Raw genomic sequence first — 19761 nt, forward strand, 5'->3', positions numbered from 1 at the left:
AAGGGGTAGGGTCGATTAAGAAATGATTTAACATTAAAGTTTGCAGTGGCTTAGCAAAGGTGCTGAATTCTTAGCCGCATAAGTCACAAGCGACGATGTCTTGCCGCTCTGAGCAATACATATGCACCCGACCACGACAGCCTTTTTTCGACACGTAAAGCGCCTTGTCAGCACGTTCGATAATATTGCCTTCAATCGCCGAATGCGTCGCGACACCAATAGAACATGACACTCCAAACGCTTTACCGCTGCTGCTGACGAAGCTCAGCGCATCTATTTTTTTTGAAAGACGACTCGCCAATAAGTGGGCTTGTTCAAGACTACTTCCCGGTAGGATTAAGACAAACTCATCACCACCATAGCGGCACAATAAGTCTTCTTCTCTGGTGCCTTTATTTATCGCGTTAACCACCGCTACAAGTACCCTGTCTCCGACGGAGTGGCCGTATTTGTCATTAATGGGTTTAAAACGGTCAACATCAATAATCAGAACAGAACATTGCGTACTGTCATTTCGGTATTTTTGATGCTGCTCTTCCAACGCCAAATGCAAATACCGACGATTATAACAGCCTGTTAATCCGTCCGTATTGGCCTCTTCTAGTAGCGTTTGACGCTCTTCCATGTCTTTCGATATATCAACAGCGAAGCCAATCACGCCCAGTACTTTCCCGTTCTTAACAATCGGGGAAGAGACCGTCAAATGGTACAGCTCTTCATCACCAATAAAAAACGGGATCTTTTGTTGAGTTGGTTTACAGGTCGCTATCACCCGCTTGTCACTAGCACGCATCAATTTAGCCGTGCCATAACTAAATAGATGCCAATCTGTTTTACCTCGAATGCCATCCAGCCCCACACCAAACGTATCGATCGCCTTCTTATTGACGTATTGGTAATTACCTTGACTGTCTTTTATGAAAATATACGCATCAACGGCGTCAAAGACTTCTGATAAGCCCAGTAACTCCTCTTGAGAACCTTGATGTGCAGACAGTATGAGATCGAGCATAAATTCGCTTTATAAAATGCATTGGATTGAATATCGAATGCTAGAGTCTAAACCCTAGATTGTTATTTTTCTCGATGAAAGGAGAGTTTTCTAAATTAAAAGTTTATTTTTGATAGATAGAGCACATTTTTGAATGAAGATCACAAAACAAGCCACAGTACACTACTTCTTGTTTTTGCAGGCATTTATTCAAATTAAGCTCTCGTAAAGATCGTTTACATTGTTCGTGTACCGGATAAGCTACACAGCCACTCTACAAACACCCTGTAAATTAAAGGGCAACAAAAATGCTGCCCTATAAATTTCTGCTTACGGCGCTGAATCAATCTCAACAGGTTGGTAATGCTTCCCTTCCAGCTTGAGCCATTCTGGTAGCACCGTACCCATTGAAATGGAGGACCATGTACCAGAGAAGATGCCGATGAACATAGCCGTCGCAAAGCCTTGTAGGGCGTCGCCACCTAAGAACCAAAGTGCTCCTACCGTCATTAGCGTGGTACCCGATGTCACCATCGTGCGGGCAAACGTCCCTAATACCGCTTGATCACTAACTAACGCAGTGTCTTCATGAGGTTTGAACTTCAGAATTTCACGAATTCTATCAGCAATAATGATCGAGTCATTCAAGGAATAACCTAGTATTGCCAAAATCGCTGCGAAAACCGTGAGGTTAAACTCCATCTGAGTCAATGCAAAGAAACCTAAGACTAAAACCACATCATGGAGTAACGCCGCCAGTGCACCACTCGCGAGGCGCCATTCAAAACGGAAACTCAGATAGCCTAGAATACTCAGCAACGATACCAGTAGTGCTAAGCCACCTTGATCGTAGAGATCTTGCCCTACTTGAGCGCCAACGATGCTATCACTCACAATACTTGAATCAGGATATGCCTTGGCTAGTGCTTGCTTAAACTCTTGATGCACGGCGTCGCCACGGTCAGCAGAGTAACGGATAGTCCAACGTCCTTCATCACCAGACTTGGTCACTGAAATGCCTTCACCCAATACTGGACTTAATGTGTCACGCAGCTCCGTTTGAGTCGTTGGCTGCTTTAACTGAACTTCAGAGACCACGCCGCCAGTAAAATCTAAGCCCAAGTTTAGACCTTTGATACCCACCACAATGATAGATAGCACCACAAGAGCGATTGACAACATGTTAGTGAAATAGCGAATTGAACGAATATGAGTGGTTAGATAATTTTTCATCATTATACCCTTACTTCTCTGCGAGCATCTTTGCCCCACACAAGATTGATGATGGCTCGAGAAACAAAAATACCGGTAAACATACTGGTCAATAGACCTAGACCTAGCGTCAAAGCAAAGCCCTGAATTGGACCATTACCCATTGAGTACAAGATAACTGCAGTAATCATCGTGGTGATGTTGGCATCCAGGATAGTGGCAACGGCCGAATTAAAACCTTGGTCAATAGCCTGAGCAAAGCTTCTCCCCTCGGCGAGTTTGTCACGTATTCTTTCAAAGATGAGCACGTTGGTATCCACCGCCATACCCACAGTAAGTACTAAACCGGCAATACCAGGCAGTGTTAATACCGCACCAGGGACCAATGCGATTAGGCCTAACAAACAGCTCATGTTGAGCATCAGCGCCACATTCGCAACCCAACCTAGACGTCGGTACCACAGCGCCATGAATGTTAGCGTTAGTCCAAGACCCAGCGCTAGCGCAGCAAAACCATTTTGAATATTTTCCGCACCTAGTGAAGCACCGATAGTGCGCTCTTCAACAATGGTCACTGGGGCCGTCAATGAACCTGCACGTAGCAATAGTGCAAGCTGCTGTGCTTCTTCTAAATCACCCGATCCGGTAATTCTAAACTGGCTACCAAGCTGAGACTGAATGGTCGCAACACTGATCACTTTCTCGCTTCTTTGGGTTTCTCCACGAGCATTCACACCATATTCGCGATACACCGTTGCCATAGGTTTTCCAATGTGAGTGGCAGAAAAGTCACTCATCATTTTTCCACCCATGTGATCGAGGGAAATATCAACTTCCGGACGATGCATTTGGTCAAAGCCAACTCTGGCGTTGACGATATGCTCACCAGTGAGGACTGGTTTTTTCACAAGAACAACCATGCTGCCTTGCTCGTCTTTTACTCTCAGTGTTGATACCGCTTCACCACCCGGAGTTTTAACTTCATAAAATGCTAGGCTCGCCGTCGCACCGATAACACGCTTCGCCATGGAAGGGTCTTGCACACCCGGTAATTCGATACGAATGCCTGATTCGCCTTGGCGCTGTACTAATGCTTCAGTAATCCCTAATTCCTCAATACGTTGACGCATGATTTTTAGGTTCTGCTGCATTGTGAGGTTAAGAAACTCACTACTATTTTGCTCACGCAGAGTAATAGAGAGTCCTTCACTGTCGCCTTTAGCTAACCACTCTGGATATTGGCTATTAATGAACTGACGTATGGAGACTTCGTCAGCTTTATCTTTGGTTCGCACTAACATACCGTTGCTATTTTTAGGGCTAACCGTGACACCAAATATTCGTTGCTCGCGTAGTGCTTGCTTGACTTCATCGATAACGGCATCGCGCTGCTCAGAAATCGCTTGGTCAACATCCACATTCAGCAAAAATTGAACACCACCACGCAAGTCAAGACCCAGCTTTATTGGAGCAAAACCCATTTCTTTTAGCCATGCTGGCGCAATCGACGTGTAGGAGTAAGACAAGCTATCACCTTTACCTATTACGTCATTGAGGGTATTTCTGGCTTTGGTTTGATCCGCTTCATCATTAAAAACTAGCGTCGCTTTGTTGCCAGTCAGCGCTATCGATTCGGCTTTAACACCTTGAGCATCCAGTAAACTGCTAATTTTGAATGGAGTGTCGAACTGACTACTGCTATCCGTAAACTTCAGCTCAATGGCGGGCTTCTCACCATACCAAGATGGCAAAGCACTTAACGCTAACAGCAAACACGTGGTAATAAGGACCAAATATTTCCATTTGGAATAGTGGTTCAAGCGCTTTAATGGTTTATTTTTTACACGCATAATTCTTCCTCAGCACTGGGCTGACAATTAAAAATTGACCTTAGGAGCGGAGACAAAATCAGACTATTCACACATCGTGAACCCTCTATTATTTTGTTATCCGCACATTGTTATTAATTAATTTGGAAGCGTTATGCGTACTGCCCATTTAGGGCAACATAGAAGGTATTGCTGTCTTTCCAACCACTGACACGGTGCTCACTGATATGGAAATAATAATTAGCAAATGAGAGGCGGATATCTGTAATCAAGCCCACTTTGAAGCAGCAATAAGCATCGCCAACTTCTGTAACGACACCAAAGTTTGCAGATTCAAACTCATGGGGTTCGTTGCCGTTACTGATCCAACGTAGGTTCGATAAAATCGCTTTAATTCGATTATCATCAGAATGCGTGGACATCGGGTGAGCAGGTTGAGACGACGTCTGATTACGGTGAGGGATCGGAATAACATCCGGCGTAAATGACGATGTACCCTGCCCTGAGGCAACACCTGAACGTACATCAAAAGAAATGCTAGGCTCTGTTACTACAGAGCGACTGTTAAATTCAAAGGAAGTTGCAGCATAGTCCGTATTCGGAGCCTCTGTTAAGTTTTCAGACGCAGTGACTCCAAAGGACGTAAGAACTACGACACAAAATGAAAGCACAAACGACAACAAGGACTTCGACACAACTTAACCTCAATGAATTTACGCCGCCATTATTCGCCCATCTGAGTACAAACACAAATAAAAAATACTAAATTCATCACTTCAATTAACCCCTGTCATCTTGAGGGAACAAAAACTGACCACTATAGTAAATACAGAGGCGCTGAATAATTCAGGCACTTAATTGAAGGTGAATAATGGAACTGTCGCAAAATGAACGACTTACATTAGTTAAATACGCCCTCACCATTCTTGATGGATGGGGTGCCTCAAATATCCAAACAGAAGCAATATTAGAGCTTTCTCCAGCCCAACATGCCCGCCTTAAAATTACGCCCGCTACGGTTGCGGTTACCCCCTCAACGATGGAGAGAATCCACATAATCGTTGAAATAGATGGCTATTTACGTACGGCGTTTGACAACTCGCACTTCATCAACAACTTTATTAATGTTCGCAGTAATACCAATCGTTTTAACGGTTATGCACCCATTGAGCATATTGAATGTGGTGAAATTAGTGGATTACAGCGACTCAAACAATGCGTTCAAGATTTAGCCAGTGATGTACAAAACCCATCATCTTAATATGTTAAATACTCTCAGGGGTCGCATCATTAACCCTGAAGCTACTCATTAACATTGCATCCGATACCATCACCCACACATAAAATATTCTACAAACACATTATTTATCAACGATGTAAACCAACACAATGATTATCTATCGTGGTGACAAAATTCGCTAGTTGATGTCTCTTGGAAACATCAACTAGTATGCGCTGCAAGTTAAGAGCGGGCGAAAAGCGTCCTTTCTTTTAAACTGATATGAATCGTTTGGAGTAATTGTCGTGAATGCATTTAAAAATTTATGTTCCGATAAAATGAATAAAGAACGCATTAAACGTGAGCATGATTTGCTTAAATTGAATTGTGTGAGTGACAACGAGTTCAAATCTCGAATGGCAATTTGGGATAGTTTAGCGTTTGCACCTGCGCCACTAGAAGAAGCAAAAAACTTCATCAATACTGTCTTCGGTAAATTGCAGCAAGATGTAAAAGATACGCAGCATGAACTTTCAGTAAGCCACTCTGAGTTTGTTCACTTTGCGACAGAAGAAATCACCTACATTAAGAACAATGTAGCCAACCAAACCACGCAATATATTTGGTACGCAGTTATCGCACTGACTACTGCTGGTATTGTTGCAATCTGTCTATAACTGAATAAGCCCCCGAATAAACTAAGAGCGTTACGCAAGCTAACGCTCTTATACCTCTCTCATTCCCCACTTAGCTATGGATAAACCAATCCGACGCTACCCATGAAATTTGTCCGATGATTTGCAACGGCCAAATTTATGTTAACCGTTCCATCTTCACCATCTGCGATGCCCATCATTTACCCTACGAGAAATTCTCGATAAGCTAGTTTGTTGTATAACTTCAACTCTCAAGGATGATGTGAATCATGAACCAAACTATCGCCACCATATTGGGGCACCGCTCCATTCGCCAATTCACGCCACAGCCAATAAGTGCCGAACAACGGGACATGATTGTACAAGCCGGTCTAGCGGCATCTTCTTCAAGTTTGCTGCAAGTCGTTTCTGTCATACGAGTGACGGATAATAAAAAGCGGAGTCTTTTAGCGGAATACGCCGGAGGGCAAGCTTACGTTGCCTCTGCTGCTGAATTTTTAGTGTTCTGCATTGATTACCAACGCCATATGGCTATCAACCCCAGCGTACAGGCTGACTTCACTGAATTAACATTAATCGGTGCGGTAGACGCGGGCATTATGGCACAAAACTGTTTACTGGCAGCTGAGTCTCTAGGATTAGGCGGTGTATATATCGGTGGTCTACGCAATAACGCACAACAGGTAGACGAGCTACTCAATCTACCTGAAGGAACTGCGGTATTATTTGGCATGTGTCTAGGATATCCAGATCAAGATCCAGACGTAAAGCCACGTTTACCACCTCATGTCATTGTGCATGAAAACCAATACCAAGCTTTAAACATGGCCGACATCGACGTCTACGATGAATCGATGCAGCATTACTACGCTCATCGTTCCAGTAATCAAAAACAAGAAACGTGGTCCCAACAGACAACCAGCAAACTCTCTGGAGAATCGCGACCACATATGCTCCCTTACTTAAACAGCAAAGGGCTGACTAAACGGTAATCACACAGCTTGCTCAAAGCATGTAAAGTATTCACCTATAACGAACCACACCGCATTTCGTTATAGTGAATACTGAGCTTGAATCACACAATACCGTTAAAACGACCAACCCACTTTAAAGTTAAATGCCGTTTCAGAACGATCAACAAGTGGCAATTGGCTGACGCCGACACTGCCTGTCCACCCTTCATTTTCAACGATGAAATCAACCCCTGGCGTAACACCCGTGTAAGTATGGTGGTCAACATGGTCGCGTCCGGCATAAAAGTAACTTCTGTCTAATGTTGAATGAATTACCCCCAAACTCGGTGCGATGTAAATCTGATCAGTCACACCGTAAGTGAGCGCAAGCCTAGCGGCATAAAAATCAGATTGCGTATAGTATCCGCCATCCGGATTTTCATCGATTCGCCCAGCTTCAACCCCTCCACCAAAACCCCACTGCCCTTGCCCGTTTAGCTGATAAACACCCAAAGAGTACGCTTTAGTGGAATTTAGAAAAGACACCCCTGCTAACGCAGAGAGCTTCCCTTCAGTATCTTTTGCAAAAGCGGGAACGGTCACGGCAGCGATAAGTGCAACACAGAAAATCATATTATTACGTGGTCTGTTCATTCAATTTATTACGTTTATAGGAAAGTAAGCCGCACTGTAGGCAACCCTTGGCTCAGGGTCAAAGTATTCTATCGCCTTTAACAAAAGCCTGACGAAACCACAAAGTTCCAAAGGTTTTGGTCATTTTTTCATTCAGTAAGAAACTATATGCGAATTTATATTCCCTTTCTTACTGTATAGGAATATAAATTGCGCATACGACCTGAAAAGTAGATAACCAATATGGACAACACGCAGCGTTCCACCAATCAAGTTAATGAGAAGCCTCTTCAGCTTCTGATGCAAGTAGCGCTTTCAGAAATACCTGTGTCAGCCAAAACACTCAGCATACAAATGGGTGTACCACTGAGCAGCCTATATCGCCATATTAAATTACTAAAAGAATGGAATTTAATAGAAGAAAGTACTCAAGACAAAACCCTGATTGTCGGTCCTGCTGCTTTGATGCTCATGCACAGCTATCAATCAAATCCTCACAACTCTGAGGCGATTGAGAGCATTCTTAGTCGCTTACAAAAACAGACCGGAGAAATGGCAGCATACATGGTGCCCGTCGGTTATCGTGCGTTGTGCGTAAGCCTACAAGAAAGTGCACAAGCCATTCGCTGTAGTTATGTTCGCGGCCAAAGCCAACCCCTACTACGCGGTGCTTCGTCTAAGGTTATGCTCGCATTTTTACCAGAGATGCGTTGTGAAAAAATTCTTCGCTATTTCGGTGAAGAAGAGCATATCGACCGCTGGATGGCAGAATTAACACTCATTCGACATCAAGGATTTGCTGTCAGTACATCAGAATTCGACCCTGGCGTAACCGGTATCAGTGCCCCTGTTATGAAAGGAAGCAAGTTATTAGGCGCGGTCTCTATCATGGCTCCAGCGTATCGAGTCGAAGCCAATAAAGACCGATTCATACTGCACGTATTACAAGCGGCCCGAGCACTGCCACCAGAAAGGTAAATCACTAATTTTCTAGGTGATTTAACCTCTCGTAAGGTTATTTACTCTCGCAGGTTATTTACTATGTTAAGCGTCTTCAAGCAATTATGGAAAAACCGTTACCATCCAACCGTTGAGCACAAACTGCCTATTTTTACGGTTTGTGAATCAATCAAGCCGATCAGTAACGTGGCATTTGAAGACGCTGAATCACTATTAGAAACTGCTTATGACTGGCTAACTGGACAAAGTCATTCTCACTCAATGAGAAACTTAGGGCATTTTCCGTTACTTTCTGTCTACTCAGCGGATCGCCCTTACTTTGAAAGCCCCTATGCCAATACTGCTCTGAACACTCTGCTCGTTGAAGAGCTTTCCTATGGCGCAACACCGATGGTCATTACCAACTGCCATGAAACACTACTCAACCTGCTACCTAGCCTAATCATAGACTCGGATCAAATTGGCATCATCAACATCAATGCTGATTTTTTAATGGATCAAACGTTAGAAGTAAAAACTGGCTCAATGCTCCATTTTGCCCTAAATCGACACAACGAATGCCGCGCCTTCCACATTGGGATTGATCCAAATGCTGCGAGCAAAAGTCAGCTAGATTACGCCGAAGATATGGGGTGTGATTGGGCACTGCTAAGTGAAGTTAACTATCGAAATAAAGGCATGATTAAATCTCAAGTCGCGCGCTTTTTGCACCACTGCGATAAAGTAATCATCACCATCGACCTACCTTCTATCTCAAAAACTATGTCTAAGTTAGAAAATCAAAAGCTCGAACTATCTATGGTTCTTAGGATCCTGCGTCAATGTATGAGCTCTAACAAGACCACCTTGATCCAACTCGTCGGCAATAAAGAAGAGCACATATACTCTGCGTCGACACAGCTAATTGTTGAGCAAGCGAGTCACTTTTATTATTTTTCTCATTAACCCCGCATTACCTACAAGCCTATCGTGACTTATTGAGGTAAAGGGGAAGATAGAGGTAGAGGTAGAGGATAGCAAGTCCAGCTATCCTCTGCGACGGAATGAACGAATCATTACAAAAAGTTCGCCTTTCGACGACTTTCTTTGAACCACCATCCACGGTTGGTTAATCACTCAGGCTCGATATTTTAGTGTTTGTACCTAAATGTACGAGTGTCATCTAAAATTTCAATCCTGACGGGAACAACGCCTTGCTTGATGCTGCCCACTTTCTCAAAGGCTTTCTGAGAAAGATCGATGGTTCGTCCTTTAACATAGGGACCACGGTCATTAATTTTCACATCCACACTCTTATTGTTCTCAGTATTGATAACTCTAACTACCGTACCAAAAGGGAGTGTTTTATGGGCTGCAGTAAGCGCTCTCATGTTGTACTTTTCCCCACTCGCGGTCAGCCTGCCATGGAATTTACTGCCATACCAAGAAGCAAGCCCAGTAAGTTGATGTTTTCTCGCATACTCTTGCGTTTTAGGAGACGCGTTAGTTGAAACTGATGAACAGCCCGCTAGCACAGTCAATGCTAAAACGGTGGATATAATCGGTAACGGTTTCATGCTATTACAATGTCACTTTTCCTTAAATGTGTGCGTTAAGTATTAACGGAGATATTTAGGCGTTCATCAATACTATGTCAGTACTCGGCAATTTCGCTTCAACTCAATAGCACCCTTACTACCGCCTACTCGCACTATGCACTCGAATTGCCCAAGTTAATGTGAGCCTAGCGATACGAAAGGCAAAGTCAACAAGACTAAAAAACCACCACTAATCGAAACAAAATAGTAACAATTGAAATTTTTATACATTTTTATTGCATAAAACATCATTTTGAGTAGTATACATACCTAGTGACTATTAATGCAGTAAATCAGCATGAGAATTCAAGTTAAGCAAGTAAACAAATCCTATGGTGAGACACAAGTGCTCCATGACGTCAGCTTTACCTGCGAGCAAGGTGAAACTCTAGTATTACTTGGTCCAAGTGGCGCAGGAAAAAGCTCTTTGCTCCGGGTGCTGAACTTATTGGAAACCGCGAATCATGGCACTCTCGATATCGCCGAGCAGACCTTTGATTTTGCAGCAAGCATTACCGAAAAGCAGGGCTTAGCGCTGCGCAAAAAAGTAGGCATGGTATTTCAACAATACAACTTGTGGCCGCACATGTCAGTCATGGACAATTTGATTGAAGCGCCAATTAAGGTCGCTGGCATGAATAAAGAAGAAGCAAAAAAAGAGGCGTTAAAAATATTAGCCACCTTGCAACTTGCAGACAAAGCCGATGCCTGGCCACTGCAGCTTTCTGGTGGTCAACAACAACGAGTCGCGATTGCCAGAGCGCTCATGATGAAGCCAGACGTATTGTTATTTGATGAACCAACTGCGGCACTTGACCCAGAAATTACAACTCAAATAGTAAATATCATCAAAGAGTTAAGCAGCACTGGCATCACCCAAGTTGTGGTAACTCATGAAGTTGACTTTGCTAAAAAAATTGCCAGCCATGTGCTTTATTTGGAGCAAGGTAGAATTGTTGAGCACGGGACTAACGCCTCGTTTACTCAGCCTAAAACTCAAGCCTTTGCTGAGTATTTAACACACTAATTCACTCGCCAACCTATCACGTAACCACTCCACTCATTAGCGCCACCGCTATTGAGATGAGATCGGCGTAGTCCTTAAGATGGCGAAAAAAATATCAACGAGGATGCCACCATGGTTTACCTCACTTGGAGAAATATTATGAAAAAAATTCTACTCGCATCAATCATCGGCCTTGTATCTGCTAACGCGGTTGCTCAACAAGAAATTAAATTCGCGATGGAAGCCACTTACGCACCATTTGAGTACGTCGATGAAAACAACCAAATTCAGGGATTTGATGTTGACCTAGCAAATGCACTTTGTAAGCAAATAGATGCAAAATGCAGTTTTCACAATCAAGCATTTGATAGCCTAATTCCAGCACTAAAATTTAAGCGTTACGACGCTGCTATCTCTGGTATTGATATTACAGAAGCTCGTCAACAGCAAGTTAGCTTCACTGCGCCTTATTACGATAACTCAGCGGCATTTGTTGCCCTGCAAGGCAAAGTCGCCAACCACACGGCACTCGAAGGCAAGCGTGTTGGCGTACAAAATGGCTCTACTCATCAAAGCTACCTACTTGAACAAATGACAGGTGTGACTGCCGTACCTTATGCAAGCTACCAAGATGCCTTTATCGATATGCAAAACGGTCGTATCGATTCTGTATTTGGCGATACTGCTGTAGTTGCTGAATGGTTCGATAAAAACGACAAACTTACTTATGTCGGTGAACAAATCACCAACCAACAATACTTTGGTAATGGTTTTGGTATTGCCGTTAACAAAGGTAACCAAGTGCTACTTGACCAGTTGAATGCAGCGCTTAGTACAGTCAAACAAAATGGCGAATACCAAGCTATCTTCGACAAGTACTTTGGTAAGTAATATGGGACTAACGGGCTACTCCTCCTCACTCGTTCAAGCAAGTTGGGTTACGATCCAACTTGCCTTTGTCAGCCTGCTAGTTGGGTTGATTCTTGCCGTGATTTTCGCAGGCGGTGAAATGTCACGCAGGAAGTTAATCTCTTGGCCGACCACCGCGATTGTTACTGTCATCCGTGGGCTGCCAGAATTATTAGTGGTGCTTTTCATTTTCTTCGGCTCTACGCAAGTTTTGTTTCTTATTACTGGCGATTTTATTGAGGTGAGTCCGTTTCTTTCTGGTGTGATTGCGCTGTCATTAATCTTTGCCTCCTATGCGGCGCAAACAATTCGTGGCGCATTAAAAGCGGTTCCTAGCGGGCAAAGTGAAGCGGCACGCGCACTGGGTATGGGTCGCTCTCGTACTTTCATCAAAATAGTTTTACCACAAGCGGTTAAACATGCGCTTCCCGGTCTTACCAACCAATGGCTTGTGCTATTAAAAGATACCGCGCTCGTGTCATTAATTGGTGTCACTGACTTAATGAAGCAGGCACAACTGACGTCAGCAGCAACGCACGAAGCCTTTACCTGGTACGCCACCGCTGCTGCAATCTACTTGGTTATTACGCTGATCACGCAGCAAGCCGTGAAGCGCATTGACAACAAGTTCTCGGTTCAGCAAATGTCTGCATCGAATAAAGGAGTCACCGCATGAATCAACAACACGTGTGGCAAATGCTTGAAGGATTAATGACAAGTTTACAACTTACTGCCGCGTCATTACTTGTTGGCTGTATTTTAGCCTTATTCATGACCTTGAGTCTTATTCTGCGCACCCCTCTCGTCCACTGGTTGAGCCGTGCCATTATTACCGTATTTACAGGGACTCCTTTGTTGATTCAAATCTTCTTAGTGTATTACGGTCCTGGGCAGTTTGACGTTATTAGAGAGAGTATTGCGTGGCACTGGTTAAGCCAGCCATGGTTCTGTGCGATGTTCGCGCTGGCACTCAATACTGCCGCTTACAGCACTCAGTTATTCAAAGGCGCTTTTCGTGCGATCCCTGATGGCCAATGGCAGGCTTGTCGCGCACTAGGCATGGATATGAAAGCCACGCTTGGCGTATTACTGCCGTTTGCTATTCGTCGCGCGGTCCCAGCGTATTCGAATGAAGTGATCTTAGTCTTTAAAGGAACCTCACTTGCCAGCACTATCACCATTATGGACATCATGGGTTACGCTCAGCGCATTAATGCCCAAACCTATGACACATTAACGGTATTTGGTATCGCGGGATTATTCTACCTTGCCGTCAACGGGTTACTCACACTGCTATTTAGAAAGGTAGAAAGGCAAGCTCTGGCGTTCGAATCCAGTCGTTAGCAGTAATCGAATCAACGAAAAGTCGCCTAGCTTTCCCTGTTGGGAAGTGGAGCGCAGTGAAAATGAAAGAAGCTACTATCTAAATATAAACAAGCGACAATGTAATTATAAACAAACGATAATGTAAACAAGCCGCCCCATTTGATTTGCTCAAAGGGGCGGCTTGTTTATTTATTCGCTAAAATCATTAAATCATTACTTTAAGGGAAAACACCAATACATCGGTATACAGCGCCGTTTCAAAACCAAAATGGCTATAATGAAGAGTAATAGTTGGGGCGAAAACAGGTGTAATACCGCCAATCTGTACGCTGTTATCCTCTTTAGAGTAGCCACTGATGCCACCAAGCCTCAAGCCAACTCTAGCCCAAGATTTCCAATCATATTGAGGATGATAGGAAACAATGTATGAGCGATTATCAAAACTATTAATCAGCGTAAACGCCTCAAATTGTTTGTATCTAAAACCCACAATATAGTTGTCTTGATTTCGTCCTGTCGATGTCAAGTGCTCTGTCCACCCTGCATAGGTGAGATCAAAGTTCCCTTTAAGTGGGTCACTGTCTTGAGCGTTCTCTGAAGAAACCACTTTAGTCTGTAGCGCTTCAGGCTTTACTTCGTCTGCGAACGCAACCGTACTCACGCACATAACAGCCGCAAACATCCACCTCATAGTTTTACTTTTTATTGTATTTATTATATTACTCATTATTTTCGTAGCATCTCAATTAGTTTCAGCCGCTATTTTAATGGAATGTTCGCCATTAAGTTCGTCTCAATTTGTAGACAATTGTCTTTATCTATATCTATCCCAACAAGGTGTTTCTGTTTGTAACACGATGTATTGTATGCCTCCGACAGATTAATTCAAATATATCATTACGATCCAAGCTCCATAATCAATGTCAATGGCTTGTATACGAGCAACGGATGAAAAGTAGATGTAACACTAGCAGTATGAATTAGGCTCAATCCTACACAATAAATAGACTCCCTTTCAGTAGAGAAGATAGATGATAGTGCCAAGTTTCTGTGACAATGTTGCGATTATTTCGATAAAATGACGCGATTAGATAACCCACAAGGAAAGTAACCATGAAAAAAATCGCCCTTATGTTATTCGTAGCCACCTCCCTGATGGCTTGTACAGAAGTAGGTAGCGAGGCGTGGTGTCAGGACATGAAAGAGAAACCAAAAGGTGACTGGACTGCCAACGAGGCAAGTGATTACGCAAAACACTGTATTTTTAAATAGTTACGCGCTACCTTTGAACTCAGGTGGCTAAGCCGAATCCCGTCCACCTGAATTCAACAAAAAACGGATACTGCAAGCCACAAGCTATGTGCCCCCAGCGAGCAATAATAAAATAATCATTATTTAAAATAGAATCGTCGTGAGCGCAGCTTACGAAGAATCAACATTCCCCATACAGCAAACACAGCCTCCATAAAGAAAAACACCCACATAGTATCATTAGGGCTTTGAACCACTGCGATAGCCAGCCAACGAGTTAATGCCATTAGACTGGCAATCCACGTCGCCGCAAGGACAGCTGTCCTTAACGTATCAGTCGCCCACACCAACTTTGCCAATATCACCCCAACCGCAATCGATAAGCCCCCATACATGGCACTGATATCAATCATACCCGAGGTCGAAGTAATCTCAGCATCGGTCACCCTTTCAAACATCACGCTCGGCGCAACGACAAATAGTACGCCAAAAATGATAAATACAATGATAGTGAACCAAACCATTAGTTTTGCTTGAAACATAACGTCGTCCATTAATTACCTGCTCATCACTAAGCGTAATGCAGATCGTATAATCCGATAGCTCGAAATAACGAGACTGTCGTCTTTTGCCAACAAAAACACAGAAAACTCATTTCAGAAGCAAACCGTCGTTACGCATGTATGGGCTGAGATGAACGCATCGCACACTTTCATCTTAAGACGTAGTCAAAATCATTTCGGTGTCATCAGTACATAACAAAATGCGATTCAGTTCAAAACCTTATCCCAGTAAAAAAATTGAGCTCATTAGATAAACCCGTTACCGTAGTCACTTAGTCATTATTTACGAACAGTTATTATTTACGGACAGTCAGCTATCAGTTAAGGACAGTCAATGAAACAACCTACATTTCAGACCTTTATCAAAAGAGTAACCGTGCTTGGGCTTCCTATTGCGCTACAAAGCTTACTCTTTAGTAGTCTGGGGTTTATTGACACTCTTATGATTAGCCAACTTGGCACAGAAGAAGTGGCAGCCGCTGGGATCGGCGCTCGCATATTTTGGGTTTCCATTGTTTTTCTTTGGGGACTCAGCTCTGGGATGGGGATTTTACTGGCGCAGTATTGGGGGGCTGAAGACAATAACGGATTTAAAACCAACTTTGCTCTCGGAACGATTGTGGCGCAATTCTTCGCCTTTAGTTGCTTCGTGGTTTGCTTCTTTTTCCCCAGTCTACTGCCTCGCCTCTTTAACCCCTCTGAAGCGACTCTGCTATTGTCACAGCAGTACGTACAACTGCTTGGAATTACATTGCTATTTTCCGGTATCGCCCTATCAGTTGACACCGCGTTGCGCTCCATTGGGCAAACTAAAATTAACCTGTATTTTTCCATCGTCGAGATTGGTCTAAATATCATTTTCAACTATGTGCTGATATTTGGTCACTTTGGTGCTCCACAGCTCGGGCTACTAGGTGCAGGCATTGGTACTGTGATGGCGAGAGGGATTCGTTTGAGCATTGCACTGATCACTATCTACGTTCGCTTCCCTATACTAATTTTGAATAGCCTCCATTTCACACAGGCACTAAAGCGTGAACTTGTTGCTGCTTTTACGCGCATCACCTACCCCATCGTCATCGGAACCTTCATCTGGTGTGCTGGCATCTTTACTTTCCACCTTATCCTTGGGCGAATGGGTGAAACTGAACTTGCGACGATGGCGGTCATCACGCCACTAGAATCTCTTGGATTATCGGCCGCTCATGGCCTCGCCAGCGCAGTCGCGATCATGATCGGCAACGCTCTGGGGGCAAACCTTTTTGAGGTTACTCGTTTGTACGCAAGATGGGCACTGCTTTGCGCTATTGCTCTTGGCACAATATTGGGGCTAACATTACTCGTAATGCAAACGGTCATCTTATCGCTTTATGGCGCATTATCAGCAGATGTGACGACATTAATGACCTTTAGCTTTCCGGTTATCGCTCTGAGTATTTTAATGCGCACGATTAATATTACACTGATTGTTGGTGTCCTGCGCAGCGGAGGCGACAGCAAATTCTGTATGAATATGGATTTTGTCTGTCAGTGGTTGTGGGCGGTGCCGATGACAGCGCTTGGTGCGATTATATTTGATTGGCCATTCACCATTGTACTGTTGATGATGGTGTCTGAAGAGATGGTGAAAGTCTTTCCTGCGGCGTGGCGAGTATTTGGTAACAAATGGGCAAATAACCTAACAGAGCAGAAAGGATAACAGGACGTCACCGTCCATCCAAAGCCTGCCGCTTCCAATGCGCCGCTTGGCTTGGCTTGGCTGAACGAAGTATTATGATATTAATATCTACTATTTAAGGTTTTAGTATCTATGTTTTTGTATCTAAGGTTATTGAACCCAAATCGTCGTAAGAAGTGCGATCACAGCGGTCGTCGCCAAATACATTAAAGCGATTGTCGCGATGTCTGCTTTTGTTGAGGTTGATGATTTTGACGCTTTCGCTTGCGCCTTGTCTGTATTGAGCATAGAAAGAAGTGCTGAGTTCATGAGATCACCTTACGTCGGTAGTAGTATTGCAGCTGAAGCGAATTCTACTCAAAGTGTGATTCACGTCAAACAATTTTGCAAGAAAACCGTAAAATAAAATGCCGACTCTGGCATATCAGCAGTTCCTGTCTTAATAAGCCTTTTGGTGACATGAAAATTAGTCTAAAAAAACCGCTCATTAAGAGCGGTTAGTTGTCTCATTGGATTTAGAGTGTCTTAAGCAGACTGAGTTTCACGCTCTTTAATCACATTTTTTACTGGATTCGCGTAACTATCCATTAAGTAAGTGTGAGCACCTTCTGGCAATGCATCCAATTTATTTTGTAGCGTCTCTCGCGTTTTGTGAGTGATCGACTCATCATCACATCCAGCCGCCAACATGTTGATTGGGAACAGGGTGTAGTTTTCATGAATTTGACGGTCAATCTCAGCCGCTAATGCATCTGGCGTCTCAAAGTTTTGGTCAATGACATCGCCAAATACAACCTGAATGCGACCTTTGCGTCCAATGATGCCCTGAACAATACTTTCAATATCTTCAAATTCACCTTTTTCGTAGCTGCCATGCTCTGCTTTCTCGAACAACTCATTCGCCTTCGCGGTATCACACGGATCATTCTCATAAGAAATGGACACTGGTACAATTCGTAGCGAGCGAATGTATTCAGCAAAAGGCGTTTTCTGTTTACGCCCTTCAACGTGGAACATTTTAAGAATTGCTGGGTCAGTAAAATCATTCCCGTCTTTAGCTCGACCTTCTTTTTGTGCGATCCAGATTGAGTTCTCGGTATCTAAAGAATGTTTAATGTATGACGATAGCGTTCCGAGTGCCTTCATCATCTCACGCGGCCCTTTCACGGATCGCTTAACAATAAAGCTCTTATTTAAGCGCATAAGTTCAGTCGCACATGGCTTCTTAAGCAGATTATCACCAATAGCAATACGCACTGTTCTGTGTTTACTTTGATGCAAACCATAGTTCACTAGAGCCGGATCCATCGCAATATCACGGTGGTTAGACACAAACAGATAAGCGGTATTTTTATCTAGTTTATCCAAGCCTTTGAACGTGACACCATCGGTGGTCGCCTTCAAGGTTTTCGTGAGGTATTTTTTCACCTCCATCTGAATCGCTTCAACGCTATCAAATTTCGCCCACTTAAACTTTAAGTACACTTTAAGAATAGGACTCATCAATGCCTTAAACCAAGGGGCATGATTAGAAAAACGGTGGTGTAGAATGGCGTCGATGAATTCCGCGTCATTGATCAAGCGATCGAGCGCAGCAGGGATCTCTTCGTCGTTGTACGGACGAATCTCAATATATGGGTCTGTATTGTTAGTCATTATGGCTACATCAAATTAAAAGCTGCACTATTCTACGCTGAGACTCTAAAGACCGCAGCTATCTTAAGTCTATTTCTGTTAAGGTCAGACCACTATTTTCGTGTAATGTTCATTTTCATTCATGCAAAACCGTGATCTAAGGTTGGCTTTGCTAAAAAGTCACGTTAATCTATGGGCAGTTTAGCCAAATTAAGTCAATCATGAACCACGCTATCGAGTTCCAATCCACTCATTACGAGTTTTTAACGATTACCCCGCGCAAAAAAACGCTTCATAATCAGCTGTATCGTATTGAAAGCGGTAAAGTGCTACTGAAGCTTGGTAAAAATGAATACGTGTACAATGCTGGAGAGGCTTTTTGGCTACCGTTTGACTGTTTGTCGAGTTTGACGATATTACCCAACACAAAACTAAGCTTGGCAAAATTCTCTGTACGCCTATCTGATCTCTTTCCTTCACAAGCAGGAAGAGTCACATTAACAAGTCTACTCACCGCCTTGATCAATAAACTCAATGAACAGCTAGATAGTGAAATCAGAAAAGATTTACTTCAAGTAGTACGCCACGAGGTAGTTGCTCTGCACCCACACCTCTCTCAAAGCAAAGAGTGCAAAGAGATCACTGAGTGGCGCCCCAATACGACTAGTATCAGTGGTGAGCTGTCTCTCGTCTTACTAGTAAGAGAAGCTAGAAAACAGAAACTTTCTGGCATTAAACGAGAGATCATATGCGAAAAGCTTTTTGGTGGGAACGAGATGCAGCTCCAGTCACTATCCTTAAGCCTATTAGGTAGTGAAGACTTCTCCGAGTGAGCAGTCTATCGCTCAGCCAAAAATAGAGACTTCGACAGCCAGCTATGTATCTAACCCCCAGCTATGGCGTATTTATAAGTCTCTACGCTGAACAAAAATCAGGTTATGGCACCGCTGTTAAAATTAACGCTCATCAAACAGTAGCCAAACCCACGAATGTTCACCACATCAAACCCTGTATTAGATTCCTTAAGAACATTCCGGCACTTATGAATAGTATGCGTTAAGTTATTATCAGTCACGGGTCGCTGCCAAACGTAGTCTTTAACGCAGTACTTCGATACTACACGATTCTCACCATATCGAGAGAAAACACATAACGTACGTACTGTCAGCATTGACATATTAATGAGTGACTGAGATTCCATCACCTTATCCCCTTCAATGTCTAGTGTAAGTCCAAAATACGTCTGAATTTTATATAGTTGGCTACAACCGCCACAAGAACTAATACCGCATACATGTTCACATTTCACTGAATACTCACCTTAAGATGACAATTAGTTATCATATTATTCATGATAACTAAT

The 19761-nt window shown here is 43.4% G+C and carries 23 protein-coding genes; 12 read left to right on the top strand and 11 right to left on the bottom strand.

Annotated elements, in window-relative coordinates:
- Nucleotides 1-70 precede the first annotated feature (70 nt).
- The 4 genes from L4D74_RS07355 to L4D74_RS07370 form a co-directional block, all read right to left on the bottom strand.
- The gene (locus tag L4D74_RS07355; protein WP_428751472.1) at nucleotides 71-1012 is read right to left on the bottom strand and encodes a sensor domain-containing diguanylate cyclase; all 942 of its coding nucleotides are present in this window, start codon (nucleotides 1010-1012) and stop codon (nucleotides 71-73) included.
- 309 nt (nucleotides 1013-1321) lie between these two features.
- Nucleotides 1322-2224 (bottom strand): protein translocase subunit SecF, encoded by a 903-nt coding sequence (secF, locus tag L4D74_RS07360; RefSeq protein ID WP_428751573.1) that lies wholly within the window; start codon nucleotides 2222-2224, stop codon nucleotides 1322-1324.
- 2 nt (nucleotides 2225-2226) lie between these two features.
- On the bottom strand, nucleotides 2227-4053 hold the full coding sequence (gene secD / locus L4D74_RS07365; RefSeq protein WP_428751473.1) for a protein translocase subunit SecD: 1827 nt from the start codon (nucleotides 4051-4053) through the stop codon (nucleotides 2227-2229).
- A gap of 131 nt (nucleotides 4054-4184) precedes the next feature.
- Nucleotides 4185-4727 (bottom strand): hypothetical protein, encoded by a 543-nt coding sequence (locus L4D74_RS07370; protein ID WP_428751474.1) that lies wholly within the window; start codon nucleotides 4725-4727, stop codon nucleotides 4185-4187.
- A 176-nt stretch (nucleotides 4728-4903) separates the two neighbouring features.
- Between L4D74_RS07370 and L4D74_RS07375 the strand changes: the two genes are divergently transcribed.
- From L4D74_RS07375 to nfsA, 3 genes are all read left to right on the top strand, one after another.
- Nucleotides 4904-5293, top strand: coding sequence for a hypothetical protein (locus L4D74_RS07375; protein ID WP_428751475.1), 390 nt, complete (start codon nucleotides 4904-4906; stop codon nucleotides 5291-5293).
- 263 nt (nucleotides 5294-5556) lie between these two features.
- Complete coding sequence (locus tag L4D74_RS07380) at nucleotides 5557-5928, top strand: thiamine-phosphate diphosphorylase (RefSeq protein ID WP_428751476.1); 372 nt, start codon at nucleotides 5557-5559, stop codon at nucleotides 5926-5928.
- Nucleotides 5929-6176: 248 nt separating this feature from the next.
- A complete protein-coding gene (gene nfsA / locus L4D74_RS07385; protein WP_428751477.1) occupies nucleotides 6177-6899 on the top strand; it encodes an oxygen-insensitive NADPH nitroreductase in 723 nt (240 codons plus the stop codon).
- Nucleotides 6900-6995: 96 nt separating this feature from the next.
- Here the strand turns inward: nfsA and L4D74_RS07390 are convergent, their stop codons facing one another.
- Nucleotides 6996-7514: a hypothetical protein gene (locus L4D74_RS07390; RefSeq protein ID WP_428751478.1), complete on the bottom strand. Its 519-nt coding sequence runs from the start codon at nucleotides 7512-7514 to the stop codon at nucleotides 6996-6998.
- A 222-nt stretch (nucleotides 7515-7736) separates the two neighbouring features.
- Between L4D74_RS07390 and L4D74_RS07395 the strand changes: the two genes are divergently transcribed.
- Both L4D74_RS07395 and L4D74_RS07400 read left to right on the top strand, forming a co-directional pair.
- On the top strand, nucleotides 7737-8471 hold the full coding sequence (locus L4D74_RS07395) for an IclR family transcriptional regulator (protein ID WP_428751479.1): 735 nt from the start codon (nucleotides 7737-7739) through the stop codon (nucleotides 8469-8471).
- Between the two features lie 63 nt (nucleotides 8472-8534).
- Nucleotides 8535-9398 (top strand): arginase family protein, encoded by an 864-nt coding sequence (locus L4D74_RS07400; protein WP_428751480.1) that lies wholly within the window; start codon nucleotides 8535-8537, stop codon nucleotides 9396-9398.
- Between the two features lie 185 nt (nucleotides 9399-9583).
- Here the strand turns inward: L4D74_RS07400 and L4D74_RS07405 are convergent, their stop codons facing one another.
- Nucleotides 9584-10009: a septal ring lytic transglycosylase RlpA family protein gene (locus L4D74_RS07405; RefSeq protein ID WP_428751481.1), complete on the bottom strand. Its 426-nt coding sequence runs from the start codon at nucleotides 10007-10009 to the stop codon at nucleotides 9584-9586.
- A gap of 319 nt (nucleotides 10010-10328) precedes the next feature.
- Here L4D74_RS07405 and artP point away from each other — a divergent pair, with 319 nt between their 5' ends.
- The 4 genes from artP to artM all read left to right on the top strand — a co-directional run bounded on the left by artP (nucleotide 10329) and on the right by artM (nucleotide 13289).
- A complete protein-coding gene (gene artP / locus L4D74_RS07410; protein WP_428751482.1) occupies nucleotides 10329-11057 on the top strand; it encodes an arginine ABC transporter ATP-binding protein ArtP in 729 nt (242 codons plus the stop codon).
- Nucleotides 11058-11195: 138 nt separating this feature from the next.
- Nucleotides 11196-11927 carry an arginine ABC transporter substrate-binding protein gene (locus L4D74_RS07415; protein ID WP_428751483.1) on the top strand — a complete coding sequence of 244 codons (732 nt, stop codon included), beginning with the start codon at nucleotides 11196-11198 and terminating at the stop codon, nucleotides 11925-11927.
- 1 nt (nucleotide 11928) lies between these two features.
- Nucleotides 11929-12621, top strand: a complete 693-nt coding sequence (gene artQ / locus L4D74_RS07420; protein WP_428751574.1) for an arginine ABC transporter permease ArtQ — start codon at nucleotides 11929-11931, stop codon at nucleotides 12619-12621.
- Nucleotides 12618-13289, top strand: a complete 672-nt coding sequence (gene artM / locus L4D74_RS07425; RefSeq protein ID WP_428751484.1) for an arginine ABC transporter permease ArtM — start codon at nucleotides 12618-12620, stop codon at nucleotides 13287-13289. Before artQ ends, artM begins: the two co-directional genes overlap by 4 nt.
- Before the next feature lie 187 nt (nucleotides 13290-13476).
- On the opposite strand, the gene L4D74_RS07430 is transcribed toward artM, so the two are convergent.
- On the bottom strand, nucleotides 13477-13962 hold the full coding sequence (locus L4D74_RS07430) for a hypothetical protein (protein WP_428751485.1): 486 nt from the start codon (nucleotides 13960-13962) through the stop codon (nucleotides 13477-13479).
- A 422-nt stretch (nucleotides 13963-14384) separates the two neighbouring features.
- On the opposite strand from L4D74_RS07430, the gene L4D74_RS07435 reads away from it, so the two are divergent.
- Complete coding sequence (locus L4D74_RS07435) at nucleotides 14385-14543, top strand: DUF3012 domain-containing protein (RefSeq protein WP_428751486.1); 159 nt, start codon at nucleotides 14385-14387, stop codon at nucleotides 14541-14543.
- A gap of 119 nt (nucleotides 14544-14662) precedes the next feature.
- Here L4D74_RS07435 and L4D74_RS07440 read toward each other — a convergent pair whose 3' ends face one another.
- Nucleotides 14663-15064 (bottom strand): DUF4345 family protein, encoded by a 402-nt coding sequence (locus L4D74_RS07440; protein WP_428751487.1) that lies wholly within the window; start codon nucleotides 15062-15064, stop codon nucleotides 14663-14665.
- A 355-nt stretch (nucleotides 15065-15419) separates the two neighbouring features.
- Between L4D74_RS07440 and L4D74_RS07445 the strand changes: the two genes are divergently transcribed.
- A complete protein-coding gene (locus L4D74_RS07445) occupies nucleotides 15420-16784 on the top strand; it encodes an MATE family efflux transporter (protein WP_428751488.1) in 1365 nt (454 codons plus the stop codon).
- Nucleotides 16785-16913: 129 nt separating this feature from the next.
- Here the strand turns inward: L4D74_RS07445 and L4D74_RS07450 are convergent, their stop codons facing one another.
- Both L4D74_RS07450 and L4D74_RS07455 read right to left on the bottom strand, forming a co-directional pair.
- Nucleotides 16914-17072 (bottom strand): hypothetical protein, encoded by a 159-nt coding sequence (locus tag L4D74_RS07450; RefSeq protein WP_265674994.1) that lies wholly within the window; start codon nucleotides 17070-17072, stop codon nucleotides 16914-16916.
- A 216-nt stretch (nucleotides 17073-17288) separates the two neighbouring features.
- A complete protein-coding gene (locus L4D74_RS07455) occupies nucleotides 17289-18419 on the bottom strand; it encodes a 1-acyl-sn-glycerol-3-phosphate acyltransferase (protein ID WP_428751490.1) in 1131 nt (376 codons plus the stop codon).
- A gap of 200 nt (nucleotides 18420-18619) precedes the next feature.
- Between L4D74_RS07455 and L4D74_RS07460 the strand changes: the two genes are divergently transcribed.
- Entirely contained in the window at nucleotides 18620-19231 is a 612-nt protein-coding gene (locus L4D74_RS07460; protein WP_428751491.1) for an AraC family transcriptional regulator, read from the top strand.
- A 98-nt stretch (nucleotides 19232-19329) separates the two neighbouring features.
- Here the strand turns inward: L4D74_RS07460 and L4D74_RS07465 are convergent, their stop codons facing one another.
- Entirely contained in the window at nucleotides 19330-19707 is a 378-nt protein-coding gene (locus tag L4D74_RS07465; protein ID WP_428751492.1) for a helix-turn-helix domain-containing protein, read from the bottom strand.
- Between the last annotated feature and the right edge of the window lie 54 nt (nucleotides 19708-19761).

The sequence above is a fragment of the Vibrio cionasavignyae genome (assembly GCF_050337155.1).
GTDB lineage: Bacteria > Pseudomonadota > Gammaproteobacteria > Enterobacterales > Vibrionaceae > Vibrio > Vibrio nomapromontoriensis.

What these genes read in the sequence shown, in the direction of transcription:
- L4D74_RS07355 (WP_428751472.1), bottom strand. Translation starts at nt 1,012, where the DNA reads ATGCTCGATCTCATACTGTCTGCACATCAAGGTTCTCAAGAGGAGTTA.
- secF (WP_428751573.1), bottom strand. Translation starts at nt 2,224, where the DNA reads ATGAAAAATTATCTAACCACTCATATTCGTTCAATTCGCTATTTCACT.
- secD (WP_428751473.1), bottom strand. Translation starts at nt 4,053, where the DNA reads ATGCGTGTAAAAAATAAACCATTAAAGCGCTTGAACCACTATTCCAAA.
- L4D74_RS07375 (WP_428751475.1), top strand. Translation starts at nt 4,904, where the DNA reads ATGGAACTGTCGCAAAATGAACGACTTACATTAGTTAAATACGCCCTC.
- nfsA (WP_428751477.1), top strand. Translation starts at nt 6,177, where the DNA reads ATGAACCAAACTATCGCCACCATATTGGGGCACCGCTCCATTCGCCAA.
- L4D74_RS07390 (WP_428751478.1), bottom strand. Translation starts at nt 7,514, where the DNA reads ATGAACAGACCACGTAATAATATGATTTTCTGTGTTGCACTTATCGCT.
- L4D74_RS07395 (WP_428751479.1), top strand. Translation starts at nt 7,737, where the DNA reads ATGGACAACACGCAGCGTTCCACCAATCAAGTTAATGAGAAGCCTCTT.
- L4D74_RS07400 (WP_428751480.1), top strand. Translation starts at nt 8,535, where the DNA reads ATGTTAAGCGTCTTCAAGCAATTATGGAAAAACCGTTACCATCCAACC.
- L4D74_RS07405 (WP_428751481.1), bottom strand. Translation starts at nt 10,009, where the DNA reads ATGAAACCGTTACCGATTATATCCACCGTTTTAGCATTGACTGTGCTA.
- artP (WP_428751482.1), top strand. Translation starts at nt 10,329, where the DNA reads ATGAGAATTCAAGTTAAGCAAGTAAACAAATCCTATGGTGAGACACAA.
- L4D74_RS07415 (WP_428751483.1), top strand. Translation starts at nt 11,196, where the DNA reads ATGAAAAAAATTCTACTCGCATCAATCATCGGCCTTGTATCTGCTAAC.
- artQ (WP_428751574.1), top strand. Translation starts at nt 11,929, where the DNA reads ATGGGACTAACGGGCTACTCCTCCTCACTCGTTCAAGCAAGTTGGGTT.
- artM (WP_428751484.1), top strand. Translation starts at nt 12,618, where the DNA reads ATGAATCAACAACACGTGTGGCAAATGCTTGAAGGATTAATGACAAGT.
- L4D74_RS07430 (WP_428751485.1), bottom strand. Translation starts at nt 13,962, where the DNA reads ATGAGGTGGATGTTTGCGGCTGTTATGTGCGTGAGTACGGTTGCGTTC.
- L4D74_RS07435 (WP_428751486.1), top strand. Translation starts at nt 14,385, where the DNA reads ATGAAAAAAATCGCCCTTATGTTATTCGTAGCCACCTCCCTGATGGCT.
- L4D74_RS07440 (WP_428751487.1), bottom strand. Translation starts at nt 15,064, where the DNA reads ATGTTTCAAGCAAAACTAATGGTTTGGTTCACTATCATTGTATTTATC.
- L4D74_RS07445 (WP_428751488.1), top strand. Translation starts at nt 15,420, where the DNA reads ATGAAACAACCTACATTTCAGACCTTTATCAAAAGAGTAACCGTGCTT.
- L4D74_RS07450 (WP_265674994.1), bottom strand. Translation starts at nt 17,072, where the DNA reads ATGAACTCAGCACTTCTTTCTATGCTCAATACAGACAAGGCGCAAGCG.
- L4D74_RS07455 (WP_428751490.1), bottom strand. Translation starts at nt 18,419, where the DNA reads ATGACTAACAATACAGACCCATATATTGAGATTCGTCCGTACAACGAC.
- L4D74_RS07460 (WP_428751491.1), top strand. Translation starts at nt 18,620, where the DNA reads ATGAACCACGCTATCGAGTTCCAATCCACTCATTACGAGTTTTTAACG.